Source organism: Heyndrickxia sp. NPDC080065 (assembly GCF_050281185.1).
In the GTDB taxonomy this organism is placed as follows: Bacteria; Bacillota; Bacilli; order Bacillales; family Bacillaceae_C; genus Heyndrickxia.
This window is the reverse complement of the sequence record NZ_JBNNWS010000001.1, coordinates 355647-372718: the sequence shown is the minus strand read 5'-3', so window position 1 is coordinate 372718 and position 17072 is coordinate 355647. Positions and strand designations below refer to the sequence as shown.

The following is a 17072-nucleotide window of genomic DNA, read 5'->3' as shown; positions in this document are numbered from 1 at the left end:
TCTTTAAATAGTTATAACAAAAGAAGAAGTGAAGAAAAAATGATTTCATGCTTTTTTCTTCACCTTCTTTACAAGCCATACAAGAATTAATAGTGAGGGAATATAAATATAAGCAACAAGAAAGGATAGATTTCCTACTAAATTGCCTAATGTATTAATTTGGTTACGGCTTTTAAAAAAAGGTACTGCCATTAATGCAATAACACTTATTAATAAAGCACCATTTCTTTGGGAAATATGAAAGGTTTGTTTTATTATTCGGCTTCCACACCAAAGGGCAAGAGCAACATTCGGTATGACGACTAGGAACCAATTGGAAATTCCGATATATTCAAAACGTTCAACAACAGGAAGTTGTACAATTTTCCATGTTGTTAAGGTAGCCCAAATAAGTTGATGAATTTCTTCCTCACTATAATAGGCAAATGAAATAACTGCTATATATAAGAAGAGAAGGCATGATACTGCTATGGCCAAAAAAGCCCATTTTTTAGATTTTTTCGGATCTTTAATAAAAGGATAGTAAACAAGAAATGTTGAATATCCACTATACGTAAAAATCATTTGATGTGAGGCCTTCATGATATCTTTAGTCGAATGATCAAAAAGAGGTAATAAGTGTCTAAAGTCGGCATAAGGCAGCGCAAAACCAAATAGTATCACAAAATATGCTGGGAGAACGACACTAAAAAACATCATCCCGGTAACCGTTCTAAATCCTCCGTTAACGATATAAAGACAAAGGAGTAAAAGGAATAAACTGAACCAAATAATATTTATATCTTCAAACATCCAAACTTGAACGATTTCTATATAAGAGCGGATATAGGTAATTATATGAATTGTAAAATAAAGGATAAAAGCAGTATTGAAAAGTGCACCAATCCATTTTCCAAATACAAATCGATGTGTTTCAAAAAGATCTTGTTTTCCAATTTCTACTATTTTATAAATAATCCACATAATCATTGCGGTTCCTATCCCTGCAATGATTACAGAAATCCAAGAATCATATCCAGCGGTTTGTGCTATTGTTCGCTGAAAACCTAAAACACCGACACCGAATTGTATCCCATGCACAGTGAAAAAAACGAGCGATGGTGATATTTTTCGGTTTTCTGGCACTGCCTGCATTGTAAAACCCCCGGACAATACTGAATACAACAACGTATTTTTAATTGTTACTATATTAGCAAACCCCAATATTTGACATTAAACTTAGTGTTTACCAAATAGTGATATCTATGCTTCTTAATATTATTTTATTTTGCAGGAACTTTTAGGAATCAACTAGAATTTTACATAACGAGGGGGAGTTGGAGTGAGAATAGTAGAAGTAACACCATATAATGAACAATGGGTTTCATTATTTGAAGAAGAAGCCGAAAAATTAAAAAAAGTCTTTGGCCCCGAAATTATCCATATTCATCACATTGGCAGCACTTCAGTAAAAGGACTAAAAGCAAAGCCAATTATTGATATAATGCCTGTAGTTAAGAATATTAGTTTGATAGATAAGTTCAACAAAGAAATGGAAGCTTTGGGGTATGAACCGAAGGGGGAAAATGGGATATCCGGACGTCGGTATTTCAAAAAAGGGGGAGATTCTCGAACTCATCATATCCATATTTATGAATTCAAAAATCCTCATATTAAACGCCACCTTGCCTTTAGAGATTACTTGAGAGCACATCCCGATGCAGTGAAAAAATATGGTAACTTAAAAGAAGTGCTGTCTAATAGATATCCGTTTGATATTCAATCATACATTAAAGGGAAGGAGCATTTAGCTATTGAGATAGAACAAAAAGCAATGGCTTGGTATCAAAGTTTAACTTCTATAAATGAACTTTCGCAATGAAAATCATTTTTTTGAAAGGAGAACATCGACTTGAGTGAATGAAAGGAATTGGTAAAAGATTCTCAATCTAAATGGCAAGAAAATGCCGAATTTTGGGATGATTATATGGGCGAAAGCAGTAACCGATTTCATCGTGAATTGATAAGACCATATACCGAAAAATTATTAGACGTTAAAAAAGGTCAAATGATTTTAGATATTGCTTGTGGCAATGGGAATTTTTCAAGGAGACTTGCAGAATTAGGTGCTATGGTTACCGCTTTTGATTATAGTCCTAAGATGATTGAAAGAGCAAAACTAAGATCTGAAGAATACTTAAATTGTATCGATTATAAAGTAATGGATGCTACAAATTATCATTCATTAATTGAACTTGGGAATGAAAAATTTGATAGTGCTGTAGCAAATATGGCTTTAATGGATGTTGCTGAAATAACTCCATTAATTAAAGCTCTTCAAAAGCTGTTAAAGCCCAATGGTTCTTTTGTTTTTTCCATCGTACACCCCTGCTTTCAAACACCTGGAATTAGAAAAATACATGAAACCGAGGACATGAATGGCGAAGTAATCACTAGGAATAGTATACAAATTTCCAGCTACTTAACTCCTAAACCTTATAAAGCAATTGGCATCAAAGGCCAACCAACTCCACACCTTATGTTTCACCGGTCTTTATCCTTTTATTTAGATCTATTTTTCTCATCAAACTTTGTATTGGATGGAATAGAGGAGCCTAGTTTCAAAAAGGAAAAAGAGGATCATAAATTCGATTGGTATGAGATCCCACCTGTGATCATTTTGCGATTTCGGAAACTATGATCATTCTATAGCTAGAGTAGTAGGAGAAGAGAAGCCCATAGATAATAAGTATTTACAAAGGAGTAGAAATTTGCTCCTTTGTAAATACTAATCATGTTTTCCTAATGGTAACTTTCCCCTCTTGATTTTTTTCATTATCCCATTCAACTTGAATTTCAAAAGTTCCTTCCTCAAAAAACAAAGGGAATCTTCTTCGTATGGACTTTTGCATAGGAAGATTGTGGACTTCATCAATATGAACCCAAACAGGTTTCCCTTCTTGAGAATCTTCCAAAAGCGTTCCTTTAAAGTCTTTAGTGATATAGTTAAAAATCATATATCTGTCATTTTTTTCGGGATTCACATATTCATAAAGCCCTTTATAATTGAGGTTGCTTACTTCTAATCCTGTTTCTTCCTTAACCTCCCTAATGGCTCCTTCGACAAAACTTTCGGGAAACTCAACTTTCCCGCCAGGAGGAATAAATCCTTTAAAATTGTCGTGTTGCCGATCTAATAATAGTACTTTATCTCCGTCTTGGACCATACAGACAGTCCAGAATTTATAATTCACACCTTCATTCACTTTGTCTCACCCTCAAATTAAAAATATCCGTTAGTCTATGTATGAGTATAACTAACAAAAACGTATGATAATGATCATCGAAGCTAAGTAAATTCTATATTACTATCATTTTAGCGTAAAAATTGCAAAGTCTAAACTACGAATCTGAATATTTACATAATGAAATGTTCATAAGATTTTAAAAAAATGGGTGTCACAAATTTGCGTTTCATACGACTGATTAGTTAAAGAGGGAAAGTAGGTGGGGAGGAATTTGAATATAGATAAAAGGCAACTCGTTATGGAGTGGTATGAGCTGTACTATGAAGACATTTATCGATTTATTTTATTTATGATCGGCGATAAACAGTGCTGTGAGGATTTTGTCCATGATACATTTGTCCGAGCGTACACAGCATATGATCGATTTGATCACCGATCCAGCATCAAAACATGGCTGTTTAGTATTGCGAAGCACTTAGTCTTAGACGAAATTCGAAAACGAAAAAGAAACAGATTCATTTCATTTGATCGTGAGATATCATCTTCCTTTAACCTCGAACAGTATATAGAAAACAAAGAAAGTGTCAACCAACTATTTACAGCTATTCAAAAACTAAAGCCTAATTACCGCCTAGTCATAATATTGAAAAAGGTTGAGGAATGTTCAACAAAGGAAATTGCGAGAATTCTTGACTGGTCTGAAGCAAAGGTTCGAAAAACATTATCAAGAGCACTGCAATCACTTAGAAAAAAGAATGCGATAGAAGGTGGTGAACATGTTGAGCAAACATTATGATAACCAATGGAAACTGCTGCAACACCTTAAGCCAACGATCGAAGAAAAAGAAGTAACAAGATCAAGGATTTGGAAATCAATGCAAGATTCTCCTGAGAGTTCCGCTTCCAACACACCATTTTTTCTATGGAAAAGTATATTAGCAACTTGTTTGTTCTTTTTTATATGTGGAGGATTTTGGTTGTTCTTTCAGCAGGAAAGTAAGGTGCAGCATTCAGGAAACGAGTCGACAATTGAATTTACTCAGTTCAGTTGGAAATTAAGTGATGTATATAGTAAGAAATCAGAAGGCGGCTTGGCTCTATTTCAAATAAATAAATCTATGCAAGTTGGTTCTGTTAATGAAGTAACGGAAAAAGAAATGAATGAGATCATTAATAGTTTGCCAATGTTTGTAGAGGAAAAACTTGAACATTTTCCTTATCCGACATCGATGTATATCGAGCATGTAAAAATGATGGATGTAGTTATACGGTACCATTTTTTTATCACACTACCGGAAGGAAAGTACCTTCATTTTACATTCGATTATCCTAAACTGGAGTATGCTGATATTTTTACAGCGATTTCAACATTGCGAATCAAAGGTATGGAACCTTATATTTATCATAACCAGCTATATGTTACCCACGGTTATGGGAAAATGATTTTTCCTGTAGGCATACAGCCAATTTCTATTTCTTCAAATAAAGAAGTATATCATTGGGAAAATGTATCTTCTGAGTTATACAATTCATATTTAGAAAAAATCACAGAGGGGCTAGGAAATTGGAAGAAAAAATCTACAAAAAATGGCTCTGATACTTTTGTATCTAGGGACGGAAACGAGGTAGTCACAATCACCAGGGAAGGAAAAACGATAACATATGAGTTTTTCTACCCTTATCGTGACGAATAATTCCTATAAAAAGTATCGTGTTACAAGAACAAAATAAATAAGCTTGTCGAGAAAAAATACCCCTTCTCGACAAGCTGAAAACGTAATGATTTACTTTCACTCTGTTTGAAGTTGTTTTACAATATGTTTTAAAAACATCGCTGTTTCCTCAGCGGAAAATTGTCTATATCCGTGTTCTGGAATCATCTCTATTGCTATTGCCAAATCCCCATCATTCAAGACTTTTTGCAGTTCAACCAGCAACGACTTTTGAACCGTTGGATTTTCGCTTTTTTTAAATTGCTCGATTGCCTCCCATACCTCTTCCGTCTCTAGGCCAAGTGTACAATACGCTTCTAAAAAATATTGAAATTCCGGATACATTTATTTTCCTCGCTTTAAATTTGGATAAGAAGTGATAATCTTATATTTTAGTTGACTAGATGGATCTTTTGCTAGGACTGTGATTGTATCATGTATATCTTCATGTACACTCATGTCTGATTTGAGCACTGTTTTTCCCACTGGAAAAGAATGATGGGTATTTAGCACAATACGGTCTCGATTTGATTCATCAAGCCATTTTTTGATTTCATTATCATGAATACTTAAGCTCTCTCGGACTGCCTTAATCGCCGTTTCTTTGTCATAGTATGTACTGGCAGCTGTCACATGGTCCCTTTTAATCCGTTCTTCTAGTTCACGATCTGACTTGCCTACATGCCTTTCCAAAGTATGTCCATTCTTTGGAGGACCTTCCATCTCATCAAGAATGGTGTCACTTACTTGTTGAGTCTTAGAATTTTCATTCTGTTTTTCAACAGATAGACTACATCCCATAAGTATTACAGCTGTAAATAATGCAGCCAAAAATAACCGAATCCATTTCATTTCTGTCACCTCGTGAAACAGTATACAAGAAAAACGAAATCTTTCCAAAGAAATGATAGTGCCATATGATGGTGCCTGACACCATCCGTGGACATTTTAAGCTTTTTTCCATCCACGGTGGACAGAAAGGGGAAAAATTCCACCAAAATAAAAAAGTGTCCATATGAGGTGGAAAAATTAACGAAAAGTCCACAAGCGGTGCCTGACACCAAAGGATATAAAAAAGGAATCCTACTCATAGGACCCCTTTTCACTTAAAATCTATATTATTGTTGAACACTGTATTTTTTGTCGATTTTTCTCTCTATTTTTTCTAAAGCTTTCTGATCTTTTTTTATTTCTAATTTATTTTTATCAACGAGTTCTTTTAAAGAAAAAGTTTTTCTCATAAATGACACATCCTTTCTTCTTATCATTATACCTGATAAAACCACTAATTGAATGAAATAGTATGAATATTTTGTGAAGTATTCGAATTCTACTGAGAGAGGGAAGTCATATTTTTCTAAAGAATGTATAATTACTTTAATAAATTTATTTTTTTCAATTCGGAGGTATCTTTAATGGGGGCATGGGCTCCTGAATTATGGGAAGATGATTATGTGAGAGAATGTGTACAGTATTTTAGGAGGAATGCTTATTGTTTTCCGATTTGGAGCTTATGGAGATTCATGTAAATGTTTTGTTTAATTCTGATGAGCAAGGGCGAATAACACATATAAACGAACCCCCATATGATGCTGCACCAAGATTTTTTATCGGTGGTACAAGGAAAGGTCCTATAGTTAGATATCATAAAGGTCTTAGTGATGATGTTGTAAAAAAATTAGAAGAAGTTATTGGAACAGATCCAAGTTCACGCTTGGCGGAAATAATCTATATTTTAAGCCAAGTCCAACCGATTCGTAGTGTTTGGATAGGACCAGCATTTATCTTTCCGGAAGTGAGAAATAGATCAACGAAGGCGATACAGGTCACTCAGTCAAATAAAAAACTCTTATTGCCTCACTTTCCCTATACATATGATGAATTCGAATATAAGGAGCCGTGTTTTGCTATTGTTCAAAACGATATGGCTGTTTCTTTATGCTGCAGTGCAAGACAGACATCTAAAGGCGATGAGGCAAGTTTATACACACTTGAAGAGTTTCGGGGAAAAGGGTATGGTGTAGATGTTTCAAATGCATGGGCAAGAGAGGTGCAAAAACAAGGAAGATTGGCATTGTATAGCACTTCATGGGACAATTTTTCATCTCAGTCTGTGGCGAAGAAACTGCAATTGATTCAATATGGTACGGATATTCATTTGAGTTAATAGGCAAGAAGCATTTAAAAATATTAAATTAATATAGTCAGTAGGGATTAGTCCCCCACAGTTTCGTCAGGTTGGAGGACTAATCCGCTTTTCTTACATAAGTAGAACCAAATATTGTAACTGTTTTGTAACGACTTAGATATGCAAATGTAATATAAATAAAATGTAGAAATTACTTAAATGTTAGAGAGGAAGATTTTAATGAATAAGGGTACTGTAATTAAAACTACAATTGCTTCTGCTGTTTTAGCAACTTCACTTTTTGCAGGTGTGTCAACTTATGCTTCTAACCAAAAAAGCAGTCAACAACAGGTTACACATGTTACCAAACAAAAAGAATCTTTTACGATTATTCGCAGTAAATGGAATAAAAGCTATTACGGTGCTACGGTAAAAGCTAGCTATCCTCAATTGAAAGATATAAAAAATGTAAAAGTGGAATCGAAGATCAATGAATTGTTCTTAAAAAATGCAAAACTACTTCACGAGCAAGCAAAAAAGGATTCGAAGGGCTTAAAAAAGGCGGAAAAAGTAAAAAATACTTATACATCTGATTACAAGGTCAAACATAATAAAAATGATATACTAAGTGTCGCTTTTACAAATTACTCCTATACAGGTGGAGCACACGGTATGACTGACCAAATTGCTTATACAATCAATATGAAAACTGGAAAGCAACTTACTCTAAAGGATGCTGCCAAAGGTGATTCAAATTATAAAGAAATAATTAATAAAGTAATTAAAAAACAAATTAAGGAAAGAAAAATAGATTTAATTGAACCTTTTAAATCAATTAGCAAAAACCAAAAGTTCTATTTACAAGGGGATCAAATAGTCGTTTATTTCGATTTATATGAATATACACCATACGCTGCAGGTATTCCCGAGTTCAAAATCCCATTAACTGCTTTTACTAAACCGAATAAATAAAAAAGTAGCAGTTCATTCCTAAAGGGTTCAGTTGACTGGAAGAAACAATACATTTAGCAAATAAAATAGATGACCACTTCGCATAGCGATTTGGTCTCTTTTTTTACGTTACTGTGAGTTTTCTAAAACTTCAGTTGAATATTTCCTAAATTGAAAGAATCCAGTCTGAAATGTCATTGATAACTTGTTTGTCTACTCGTTGTGCCACCTTATACTCTTTTTTCGCTTTTAGTATCTCGCCATAAACAGAAGGCATAAACAAATGATTTAAGTTCGGATATAGTTTAAATGTTACATTTGGCATATCACCTAATAAATTTTTGTAACCATTATAATCTTTTTGTACAGATACTTGGAAATCTTTATCACCTTGCAAAATGAATACAGGTTTATCCATTTCTTTGAGATATTGAATAGATGGATGTTCACCCATTTCTTTGAAGTAGTATGCTCTAACATATTTCCCTAAAACTAAGGTCGATTTAGCTTCTTCATCACTCAGGTTATAGATGTTGCCAAACTTGGATGATAATGCTGCTATTTGTTTTTTAGCAATCATTTTCAAAAATTTATTTAACGAGTTTAAAACATCGTTATTTTGGTCCATCATAATTTCCTCTAATTTACGTGGAGAACCGCCTAAAATGATAATTCCAGCAAAATTTCCACCTTCTGAATCAATTCGTGGAGCTAACATCCCTCCTAAACTATGACCTACAATAAAGATTTTATTTGAATCAATACGTGAATCTTTTCGTAAGAAATCGGCAGCAAGGATGGCATCTTCAATGGTTTCTTCTTTAACTGATATTCCAGTATCCTTTCTCATTTCTTTACCATATACGAATGTTCTCTTGTCATATCGCAGCACGGCAATTCCTTTTTCTGACAAACCTTCAGCAAGGTCTTTAAAAGGATAATTATTGCCTATTTTTTCATCCATATTATTTGGACCAGAGCCGTGAACTAATACAACCGCAGGAAACAATTTTTTAGTTTCATTAGGAGTGGTCAATATTCCATTAAGCGGGTACTTTGTTTCGGAACCTATAACAACTTTTTCATCAGCCATTTTGTTTACCTCCATTCAATGCATAACATATAATAAATATTTTTTTCTTCATATATTCCCTTTTTATCTAGTACAAAAATACTATCATTTATAAAATATTAAAATAATATTACGTTTAATCTGCTGATTAATATTTAACACGGAGTACATAAAGGTAAACATTAAAAATCCCATTTCGTTGAAAAGAATGGGATAAATTTTTACTATCTGTGATTTGATTGGTATTTATGAGTATATTTAAAGTGCTATTTGTACATCTTTTTCCGCTTTAAAATAGATTTTTAAGTAACCTGCAAACGGCAACTAAATGTGTACCTAAGCCTGCTCCTTTAAACCGTTTTTCTCGTTCAAAACCTACAAATATCCAGCTATCCCTAGTCTTGAGATAAGTTCAAGCTCGAACATTATGTACATCTATTCATAGCATACGTTTTATCTCTTTTCCTATTATATTAGAATATCTAAAAAATCGCTTGAGGATGACGGGGGTGTTCGGAAAGAGGATATTTTCAAGATACGAGAAGGAGGATAGAAAAGTATTATACCTATCTATCATTTCTAGTTAGTGGCACCTACAAACGTTAAAAACGGAATCTCTATCTATTTTCCAGAAGCATTCCTTTTATATAAACCAGTTTCTACTTTGTATACTTATTTGCATAACTTGAAGCAACGAATGCATTCGGTTTAATTTTTGGTTCAACCCCTATAGATTCAATCCTAGCTACCATTTCTTTTGCAAACTCGCTAGTTTTGTTGCGTTTGCCAGCACCGATATCAATATGTCCTTCCATTGTGAATGTTGCTCTTTGATACACATAAGGAAGAACAATATTAATTAACTGATTTTTTCTATCTTCTGTAAACATGGAAACAATCTCTTCAGTTAAAGAAAGTTCATAAGAAATACGTTCATGCAATTGAGTCATCTTTCTTGGGATAATCTTTTTTCTTATACATGCCCATACACCATTTCCTACTTGTTGAATTACAATCCCGGTAATAAAAACGGTATGAGTACTATGAACTTGGGAATCGGTCCCCACCATTAATCGGTAGTTGCCACTTGGATTTAATTCCATGAAATTCACAATATGTGTAAATACATCTTCAAACGACATATTATTTTCTTGCAGGTTTTGAAAAGGATAGTTAAAAACGGGATAAAGTGTCATATTGCTCACCACATCTTTCTCACAATTATGTTCCTTCGCATTTTTTTAATACATCTTATGGAAAAAGCTTTTTTGTCGTGCAACGGAAGAAAGATATAAGTTATAAGTACAGGTTGTCAGTTTCATTAATAAAATGATGTAAATATATTATAACTAGGAAAAATCAAATGGAAATTGAACCAAGCTTAAGGAATTAAAAGGAATAGAGAAACAATGTTAGTATAAGCAGACTATGCAAGGAATTATGGTGATTTTTGGCTGAATTTTTTTATTTACCTATTAATTTTTATCGTGTAGAATAATATCTTGTAAAACATATAAGAATAGTAGGATTTAATTACATAAAATCTACCATCCTTTTATTTTACAAAATAACATCTAGGGGGAATAATCAAATGGGTCGTAAACATGTAAATATGCTTGCAGCAGTTTTGCTAAGTATTTTTCTTGTGTTAGCAGGTTGTTCATCAAAATCATCAGATAATGCAAGCTCAAATAATGGATCAAGTAAACCTGATACTTTTGTTTATGGGATTGACGGGGATCCGGGGAACGCAGTAAACGTTATCACAACAGGGGATCGATACGGATTAATGGAGATCAAAACAATTTATTCTCCATTATATATGTATAACGGGAAAGACGATATTAAATACTTCCTTGCAGAAAGTATGACACCATCATCTGATTTCTTAACGTACACAGCTAAATTAAGAAAAGGGGTTAAATGGCACGATGGAAAGCCATTTACTGCAGATGATGTAGTCTTTACTTATGATCAAATGTTAAAAGAAGAAAATGGCGGATGGGCAAGAAGTCAGCTTATCTTTAATAATAAGCCGGTTAAAGTTGAAAAAGTAGATGACTATACAGTAAAATTCACTCTTCCAGAGGTAAGTATGGGGGCAATGGAAGCTTTAGGGAACATCTTCATTATGCCTAAACATATTTACGAAGGAGAATCCAACATTGCGAATAGCCCTAAAAATGCTACTCCGGTAGGTACTGGACCATATAAGTTTAAAGAATATAAAGCTGGGGAAAGCGTTACCTTTGAAAAGAATGATGATTATTTCCTAGGGGCACCGAAAATTTCAAAAGTAGTTTACCGAATTATTATGGATGCAAATACAGCTACAATGGCTCTTCAAAAAGGTGAAATTAATGCTTTTGCGATTCAGCCTTCAGAAGCAAGCAAGTTCAAAAACAATTCTAATATTAAGATTATGCCATATGACGAAGGCAGAATTGGTTATTTAGCCTTTAATCTAAGTTCAAAAGCTGTTCAATCAAAAGAGGTAAGACAGGCGATTGCCTATGCAATGAATCGTGATGAAATCAATACAGCAAGTTATGTTTCCAAAGAGTTTTCTGAGCCTGCTTATTCTATATTACCTAAAAAAGCAACTTACTTTACTGATAATGTAGAGAAATATTCTTTTGATACAAAGAAAGCAAAAGACCTATTAGCAAAAGCAGGGGTTCCTAACTTAAAATTAAAGCTTGCGTTTACTTCTAATAATCCGATTCAGCAGAAGCAAGCAGCTGTTATTCAGCAAAATTTAAAAGACGCTGGCATTAATGTTGAGCTTGTGGGAATGGACGCAACGGCATTAAGTAAAAAAATGCAAAGCGTGCAAACGGACTTTGATATGTATCTAGGCGGGTACATTATGGGAATAGACCCAGATACATTTAATTCCTTATTTGTGACAAATAGCAATGCAAACTATATGCATTACAGCAACAAAAAAGTTGATGAACTATTTAATCAAGGTCGTGTAGAGAAAGATGATGCGAAGCGTCAAGCGATTTATGAAGAAATTCAAAAAATCATTATCGATGACGCAGCATTCTATCCTCTTACAGAAAACAAACGTATCCTTGCGATTGATTCAAGAATCAAAGGCATTGATGAAGCTGGATTAGTACCTGTTTATACGTTTGAGGATATGTCAAAACTTTCTTATTAAAAGTTGTTCAAAAAGTCCGGGGAATATAGCTGTCGAATTTCTCGGCTCTTTTTGTCCTCCTTTTTGAAACCTATTTGAGAATAGTAGATAAAGATAAACAGCTCGTTCTGTTTATCTTTATTTATATTAAAGTTAAAAGTTACAGAATGATTGTTTATTAGGAAGTGCAGTCCCCCATGCATGGAAACGGAAGGAGTGGGATTACTTTTGCTAAAATATATTTTTAAACGAATTTTGCAGGCAATTCCTTTGCTGATTATAATTTCGATTATTTGCTTTGGACTTATCCAATTAGCTCCATATGATGCTGTGGATACGATGACGACACCAAATATGTCGGAAAAAACGGTTGAACTCATAAAAGCAAGATATGGATTAGACAAACCTGCTTATGTTCAATATTTTTATTGGGTAAAGGGAATTTTGAGCGGTGAATGGGGCTATTCTATTGTCACTCATGAAAGTATTTCAAAGGATTTATCTGCTAGAATTCCGAATACGATTATGCTCGTTCTTCCTGCCTATATTCTTGCATTAATTTTATCTATTATATTAGGACTTTTTGCCGGATCAAAAAAAGGAAAGCTTGCGGATAAAATTGTTGATGGTTTAAGTTCATTTGGAATTGCGATTCCAAGCTTTTGGATGGCGATGATCTTAGTATTTCTCTTTGGTCATCGACTTAATATTTTCCCTATTCTAGGAATGCATACAATTGGAAACGAAGATTCGTTTTCTGATTTAATGATCCACCTTGTATTGCCTTGTACTGTGTTAACACTTTCATTCATGCCGGAGCTTGTTCGATATGTACGATCATCAACCATTGGGCAGCTGTCTGAAGACTACGTTATGGTCCAGCAAGCTTATGGAGCTTCCTCTGGATGGATCATGTTTAAGCACGTACTTCGAAATGTCTTATTACCAATAATCACGATTGTTGGAATGAGTCTTCCGATGTTGGTAACTGGAACAGTGGTAACGGAAACGGTGTTTGGCTGGCCGGGTATCGGAACGTATTTTATTAAAGCGATTCAAGGGTTTGATTACCCAATTGTTATGGCTATTATGCTTCTATCGTCCAGTCTTGTGATTCTTGGTAATTTGGCTTCTGATATTTTATACAGCATCGTAGACCCAAGAATTAAAGGAATGGGGGAATAAAAGTTGGCTGGAAATAAAAATAGAAGAATAGAAAAATTTAAAACAGAACTAAAACGAAATAAAACGGCTGCTTTTGCACTTCTATTCCTTGTTCTAATCATATTATTATCCATTTTCGCTTTTCTATCGCCATATCCTCCTAATAAGGTGGATGTAACGAATGTTCTTCAGCCGCCAAACGGCAAACACCTATTTGGTACGGACGAGCTTGGCCGGGATTATTTAACGAGAGCACTATACGGCGGTCGAATTTCCTTAACTGTTGGGATTCTGGCGATGCTCATTTCCACTTGTATCGGTGTTTTAATAGGAACGATAAGCGGTTATTTTGGAGGGCGAATTGACAATTTTCTCATGAGAGTAGTGGATGTGATATCTTCCATCCCATGGATGATCCTTGTCACTGTCATAAGTATTTACCTTACTCCAGGGCTAAAGGCAATTATCCTTGTTATTGGTCTTTTCACATGGATGAGTACGGCAAGGTTGGTTCGTGCCGAGACCCTTTCGATTAAAGAAAGAGAATATGTTTTATATGCGAGATCGTCGGGGCAATCGTTGAAAAAAATCATTTGGAAACATATTATTCCAGCTATTTTTCCAACAATTATTGTTGCCTCAACGGTAAGTATTGCTAATGCAATATTAATGGAATCAGCCTTAAGTTTCCTAGGCATCGGGATTCAGCAGCCATTATCCTCATGGGGAAGCATGCTTCAAAATGCGCAAGGAAATCTAGGAAATGCACCATATATGGCGATTTTACCAGGTCTTTTCATTGTACTTACGGTTTATTCGTTTAATAGATTAGGAGATATTCTCAGGGCTGTTGTTGAGCCAAAAATGGGAGGAAAATAGGAAGGAGGTTATCTGTGAAATGGATCATTTGCTAGATGTAAAAAATCTTCGAACTCTCTTTCATGATGGAGATTCTAAATTGGAAGCGGTACGTGGAATCGATTTAACCGTTCAAAAAGGTGAAATTTTAGGGATTGTCGGTGAATCAGGAAGCGGAAAAAGTGTCATGGTGAAATCGATTCTTGGCATTCTTCCGGAGCATGCGAAAGTGGATGCCGATGAAATCATTTTAGATGGAAAACATATTGAAAACTTATCGAAGAAAGAAAAAAGAGGGATTCGCGGCCGGGATATCGCGATGATCTTTCAAGATCCGATGACAGCTCTAAATCCGTTAAAAAAATCCGGAGATCATTTAATAGAGATTTTAATAAGAGTAAGAGGCATGAAAAAAAAGGAAGCGAAACTTGAAGCCATCGAGCTATTGAAAATGGTTGGGATTCCTTCACCAGAAAAAAGGGTCGATCAATACCCGCATGAATTTAGTGGAGGGATGCGGCAAAGAGTTCTGATTGCGATGGCGTTAGCGTGCCAACCAAAGCTTTTAATTGCTGATGAACCAACCACGGCTCTTGACGTAACAATTCAAGCTCAAATTTTGGAGTTGCTGAAAAAGCTACAAAAAGAAAACGATATGTCGGTCGTGTTCATTACGCATGACCTCGGTGTCGTAGCGACGATTTGCAGTAGGATTGTGGTGATGTATTCGGGAATGGTGATGGAAGAGGGGCTGGCAGAAGAGATTTTCTATTCACCAAAACATCCCTATACAAAAGCATTATTGAACTCAATCCCTCGAGTAGATGGAAAAAAAGAACGTTTAAAGCCAATTAAAGGATCGGCACCTTCATTGAAAAATTTGGCGAAAGGATGTCCGTTTGCTGATCGATGTGAAATGGTTATGGATAAATGTTACTCTGAGGTTCCTGAATATAAAAGCTTCTCAACCACTCAGAAAAGCAGATGCTTTTTAGCAGGGGAAGGAGATCATCAAAATGACAGAGACTCGTGAAAAACTCATTGAAATAAAAAATCTAAAAAAATACTTTCCATTAAAATCATCTATGTTCAAAAAAGAAAAACAAGTGGTCAAAGCAGTTGATGATGTTTCTTTTCATATTTTTAAAGGTGAAACATTTGGCCTTGTCGGTGAGTCAGGCTGTGGTAAATCGACATTAGGACGTACATTGAATCGCTTGTATGAACCGACAGCAGGAGAAATCATTTTTGATGGACATGATATTGCTTCATTAAATAACAAAGAGCTTCAACCTTATCAAAAAAGAATGCAAATGATTTTTCAAGACCCATATTCTTCACTTAACCCATACATGAACGTTGAGGAAATTATTGATGAACCACTTGAAATTCATACGAAACTATCAAAAAATGAGCGAAGAGAAATCATTATTGATATACTTGAGAAAGTAGGGTTGAAGAAAGAGGATATGGAAAAATTCCCGCATGAATTTAGTGGCGGCCAACGTCAAAGAATCGGAATTGCGAGGGCACTTGCCATTAATCCTGATTTCATTCTTTGTGACGAAGCAATTTCTGCTTTAGACGTTTCTATACAAGCACAAGTAATTAATATGTTAGAAGATTTACAGAGTGAGCTGAATCTAACCTATTTGTTTGTGGCACATGATTTATCTATGGTACGCCATATTTCAGATAGAATAGGCGTCATGTATCTTGGGAAAATGGTAGAAATATCAAAAAGTGATGAATTATATAATAAACCTTTGCATCCATACACTCAAGCACTATTATCGGCGATCCCAATACCAGACCCTATCAAGGCAAAGAACAATAACCGTGAAATCATAACAGGCGAGCTCCCAAGCCCAATCGAAATGGAAAAAGGATGCCCATTTCGCTCAAGATGCCCATTCGCCAAAGCAATATGCGCAGAAGCAGAACCACAAATGAAGCAAATAGACAACAATCACTCAGTCGCCTGCCATCTTTACTAGGGACGCGAAGTTCTATAGGGACGAGGGGTCAGGTCCCTTGTCCCGCTTTGGGACGCAGGGACGGTTCTTCCGTCCCATATCCAACTGTACAATTTCTATATAGTGTAGAGTCACTGTGTAAAGCTATTTTCATGTACGGAAAAAAGTGTATATATGAAGAAACATATGATGATTCGAGGTAAATAACCGAGTAAAAAGGAAAAAGACAGTGGGACGAGAGAAACGTCCCTCTGTCCCGGGGGTGGATTCTAATGGAAAAGGTTATTTTAGCACAAAATTTTGCACTTATGTTTGAAATGATGAGGGCGAAGGGTTATAATCACACAACTATTGTTGCATTGTTGGAAGAGAAGAAGGAAGAATTACTTGAAAGCATTGGAGAGGGGATTCCTTCTTGGGGAACCATGATTGATTTTTATCATAAAAATAAATCTAAATTTTACCAAGCAATAAAAGAAGGGTACGAAATCGCCTTCTTAACAAAAGGTGCGTTAAAATCATTATTATCCATAAAGTTCGAGATGAAGGAAGGCGAAGAGTTCTTCGATACAGGGGAATCTCTTGAACAAGTGAAAATAACGAAAGATAATCTACAAACCCTTCGAGATATGATTTCTAAAAACTGGACCATTCTTGCTCTCGAAGAGAACATTGATGATCCCGATGTACAATTAATTAATATTGAGCTTACACATAAACCTGTAACCAAGTAATAAACAATTTGAAAGCCAAAGAACCTGATGATAATCACAAAATGGTTCTTTGGCTTTTTAATTTGGGACGCAGGGTCTGGTCCAATGTCCCAGACTTTGTAG

At 34.9% G+C, this 17072-nt stretch carries 19 protein-coding genes; 12 read left to right on the top strand and 7 right to left on the bottom strand.

What is annotated here, in order from left to right; all coding sequences use genetic code 11:
* Positions 1-45: 45 nt before the first annotated feature.
* A complete protein-coding gene (locus ACQKP0_RS01700) occupies positions 46-1134 on the bottom strand; it encodes a GerAB/ArcD/ProY family transporter (protein ID WP_427404074.1) in 1089 nt (362 codons plus the stop codon).
* 187 nt (positions 1135-1321) lie between these two features.
* On the opposite strand from ACQKP0_RS01700, the gene ACQKP0_RS01695 reads away from it, so the two are divergent.
* Positions 1322-1861: a GrpB family protein gene (locus tag ACQKP0_RS01695; RefSeq protein ID WP_427404073.1), complete on the top strand. Its 540-nt coding sequence runs from the start codon at positions 1322-1324 to the stop codon at positions 1859-1861.
* Between the two features lie 48 nt (positions 1862-1909).
* Positions 1910-2680 (top strand): class I SAM-dependent methyltransferase, encoded by a 771-nt coding sequence (locus ACQKP0_RS01690; RefSeq protein ID WP_427404072.1) that lies wholly within the window; start codon positions 1910-1912, stop codon positions 2678-2680.
* A 91-nt stretch (positions 2681-2771) separates the two neighbouring features.
* On the opposite strand, the gene ACQKP0_RS01685 is transcribed toward ACQKP0_RS01690, so the two are convergent.
* Positions 2772-3245, bottom strand: a complete 474-nt coding sequence (locus tag ACQKP0_RS01685; RefSeq protein ID WP_427404071.1) for an 8-oxo-dGTP diphosphatase — start codon at positions 3243-3245, stop codon at positions 2772-2774.
* A gap of 253 nt (positions 3246-3498) precedes the next feature.
* Here ACQKP0_RS01685 and ACQKP0_RS01680 point away from each other — a divergent pair, with 253 nt between their 5' ends.
* Both ACQKP0_RS01680 and ACQKP0_RS01675 read left to right on the top strand, forming a co-directional pair.
* A complete protein-coding gene (locus ACQKP0_RS01680) occupies positions 3499-4023 on the top strand; it encodes an RNA polymerase sigma factor (protein ID WP_427404070.1) in 525 nt (174 codons plus the stop codon).
* A complete protein-coding gene (locus ACQKP0_RS01675; protein WP_427404069.1) occupies positions 4007-4921 on the top strand; it encodes a hypothetical protein in 915 nt (304 codons plus the stop codon). The genes ACQKP0_RS01680 and ACQKP0_RS01675 overlap by 17 nt, the downstream gene beginning before the upstream one ends.
* A gap of 96 nt (positions 4922-5017) precedes the next feature.
* On the opposite strand, the gene ACQKP0_RS01670 is transcribed toward ACQKP0_RS01675, so the two are convergent.
* The 3 genes from ACQKP0_RS01670 to ACQKP0_RS01660 form a co-directional block, all read right to left on the bottom strand.
* A complete protein-coding gene (locus ACQKP0_RS01670) occupies positions 5018-5284 on the bottom strand; it encodes a hypothetical protein (RefSeq protein ID WP_427404068.1) in 267 nt (88 codons plus the stop codon).
* On the bottom strand, positions 5285-5791 hold the full coding sequence (locus ACQKP0_RS01665) for an RNase A-like domain-containing lipoprotein (protein ID WP_427404067.1): 507 nt from the start codon (positions 5789-5791) through the stop codon (positions 5285-5287).
* Positions 5792-6057: 266 nt separating this feature from the next.
* Entirely contained in the window at positions 6058-6180 is a 123-nt protein-coding gene (locus tag ACQKP0_RS01660; protein WP_427404066.1) for an FbpB family small basic protein, read from the bottom strand.
* A 251-nt stretch (positions 6181-6431) separates the two neighbouring features.
* Between ACQKP0_RS01660 and ACQKP0_RS01655 the strand changes: the two genes are divergently transcribed.
* Positions 6432-7106, top strand: coding sequence for a GNAT family N-acetyltransferase (locus ACQKP0_RS01655; RefSeq protein ID WP_427404065.1), 675 nt, complete (start codon positions 6432-6434; stop codon positions 7104-7106).
* Between the two features lie 201 nt (positions 7107-7307).
* Complete coding sequence (locus ACQKP0_RS01650) at positions 7308-8039, top strand: DUF3298 and DUF4163 domain-containing protein (protein WP_427404064.1); 732 nt, start codon at positions 7308-7310, stop codon at positions 8037-8039.
* A 145-nt stretch (positions 8040-8184) separates the two neighbouring features.
* Here ACQKP0_RS01650 and ACQKP0_RS01645 read toward each other — a convergent pair whose 3' ends face one another.
* Both ACQKP0_RS01645 and ACQKP0_RS01640 read right to left on the bottom strand, forming a co-directional pair.
* Entirely contained in the window at positions 8185-9111 is a 927-nt protein-coding gene (locus ACQKP0_RS01645; protein ID WP_427404063.1) for an alpha/beta hydrolase family protein, read from the bottom strand.
* 638 nt (positions 9112-9749) lie between these two features.
* On the bottom strand, positions 9750-10286 hold the full coding sequence (locus ACQKP0_RS01640; protein WP_427404062.1) for a ribonuclease H-like YkuK family protein: 537 nt from the start codon (positions 10284-10286) through the stop codon (positions 9750-9752).
* Between the two features lie 395 nt (positions 10287-10681).
* On the opposite strand from ACQKP0_RS01640, the gene ACQKP0_RS01635 reads away from it, so the two are divergent.
* The 6 genes from ACQKP0_RS01635 (at position 10682) to ACQKP0_RS01610 (ending at position 16970) form a co-directional block, all read left to right on the top strand.
* The gene (locus ACQKP0_RS01635; RefSeq protein ID WP_427404061.1) at positions 10682-12259 is read left to right on the top strand and encodes an ABC transporter substrate-binding protein; all 1578 of its coding nucleotides are present in this window, start codon (positions 10682-10684) and stop codon (positions 12257-12259) included.
* Between the two features lie 207 nt (positions 12260-12466).
* The gene (locus ACQKP0_RS01630) at positions 12467-13423 is read left to right on the top strand and encodes an ABC transporter permease (protein WP_427404060.1); all 957 of its coding nucleotides are present in this window, start codon (positions 12467-12469) and stop codon (positions 13421-13423) included.
* A gap of 3 nt (positions 13424-13426) precedes the next feature.
* Complete coding sequence (locus ACQKP0_RS01625; RefSeq protein WP_427404059.1) at positions 13427-14281, top strand: ABC transporter permease; 855 nt, start codon at positions 13427-13429, stop codon at positions 14279-14281.
* Between the two features lie 19 nt (positions 14282-14300).
* On the top strand, positions 14301-15293 hold the full coding sequence (locus tag ACQKP0_RS01620; protein WP_427404058.1) for an ABC transporter ATP-binding protein: 993 nt from the start codon (positions 14301-14303) through the stop codon (positions 15291-15293).
* Positions 15277-16257: an ABC transporter ATP-binding protein gene (locus tag ACQKP0_RS01615; RefSeq protein ID WP_427404057.1), complete on the top strand. Its 981-nt coding sequence runs from the start codon at positions 15277-15279 to the stop codon at positions 16255-16257. The genes ACQKP0_RS01620 and ACQKP0_RS01615 overlap by 17 nt, the downstream gene beginning before the upstream one ends.
* 251 nt (positions 16258-16508) lie before the next feature.
* Positions 16509-16970, top strand: a complete 462-nt coding sequence (locus ACQKP0_RS01610; protein WP_427404056.1) for a hypothetical protein — start codon at positions 16509-16511, stop codon at positions 16968-16970.
* The last annotated feature ends 102 nt before the right edge of the window (positions 16971-17072 follow it).

What these genes read in the sequence shown, in the direction of transcription:
- ACQKP0_RS01700 (WP_427404074.1), bottom strand. Translation starts at nt 1,134, where the DNA reads ATGCAGGCAGTGCCAGAAAACCGAAAAATATCACCATCGCTCGTTTTT.
- ACQKP0_RS01635 (WP_427404061.1), top strand. Translation starts at nt 10,682, where the DNA reads ATGGGTCGTAAACATGTAAATATGCTTGCAGCAGTTTTGCTAAGTATT.
- ACQKP0_RS01615 (WP_427404057.1), top strand. Translation starts at nt 15,277, where the DNA reads ATGACAGAGACTCGTGAAAAACTCATTGAAATAAAAAATCTAAAAAAA.
- ACQKP0_RS01620 (WP_427404058.1), top strand. Translation starts at nt 14,301, where the DNA reads ATGGATCATTTGCTAGATGTAAAAAATCTTCGAACTCTCTTTCATGAT.
- ACQKP0_RS01665 (WP_427404067.1), bottom strand. Translation starts at nt 5,791, where the DNA reads ATGAAATGGATTCGGTTATTTTTGGCTGCATTATTTACAGCTGTAATA.
- ACQKP0_RS01670 (WP_427404068.1), bottom strand. Translation starts at nt 5,284, where the DNA reads ATGTATCCGGAATTTCAATATTTTTTAGAAGCGTATTGTACACTTGGC.
- ACQKP0_RS01610 (WP_427404056.1), top strand. Translation starts at nt 16,509, where the DNA reads ATGGAAAAGGTTATTTTAGCACAAAATTTTGCACTTATGTTTGAAATG.
- ACQKP0_RS01660 (WP_427404066.1), bottom strand. Translation starts at nt 6,180, where the DNA reads ATGAGAAAAACTTTTTCTTTAAAAGAACTCGTTGATAAAAATAAATTA.
- ACQKP0_RS01650 (WP_427404064.1), top strand. Translation starts at nt 7,308, where the DNA reads ATGAATAAGGGTACTGTAATTAAAACTACAATTGCTTCTGCTGTTTTA.
- ACQKP0_RS01640 (WP_427404062.1), bottom strand. Translation starts at nt 10,286, where the DNA reads ATGACACTTTATCCCGTTTTTAACTATCCTTTTCAAAACCTGCAAGAA.
- ACQKP0_RS01645 (WP_427404063.1), bottom strand. Translation starts at nt 9,111, where the DNA reads ATGGCTGATGAAAAAGTTGTTATAGGTTCCGAAACAAAGTACCCGCTT.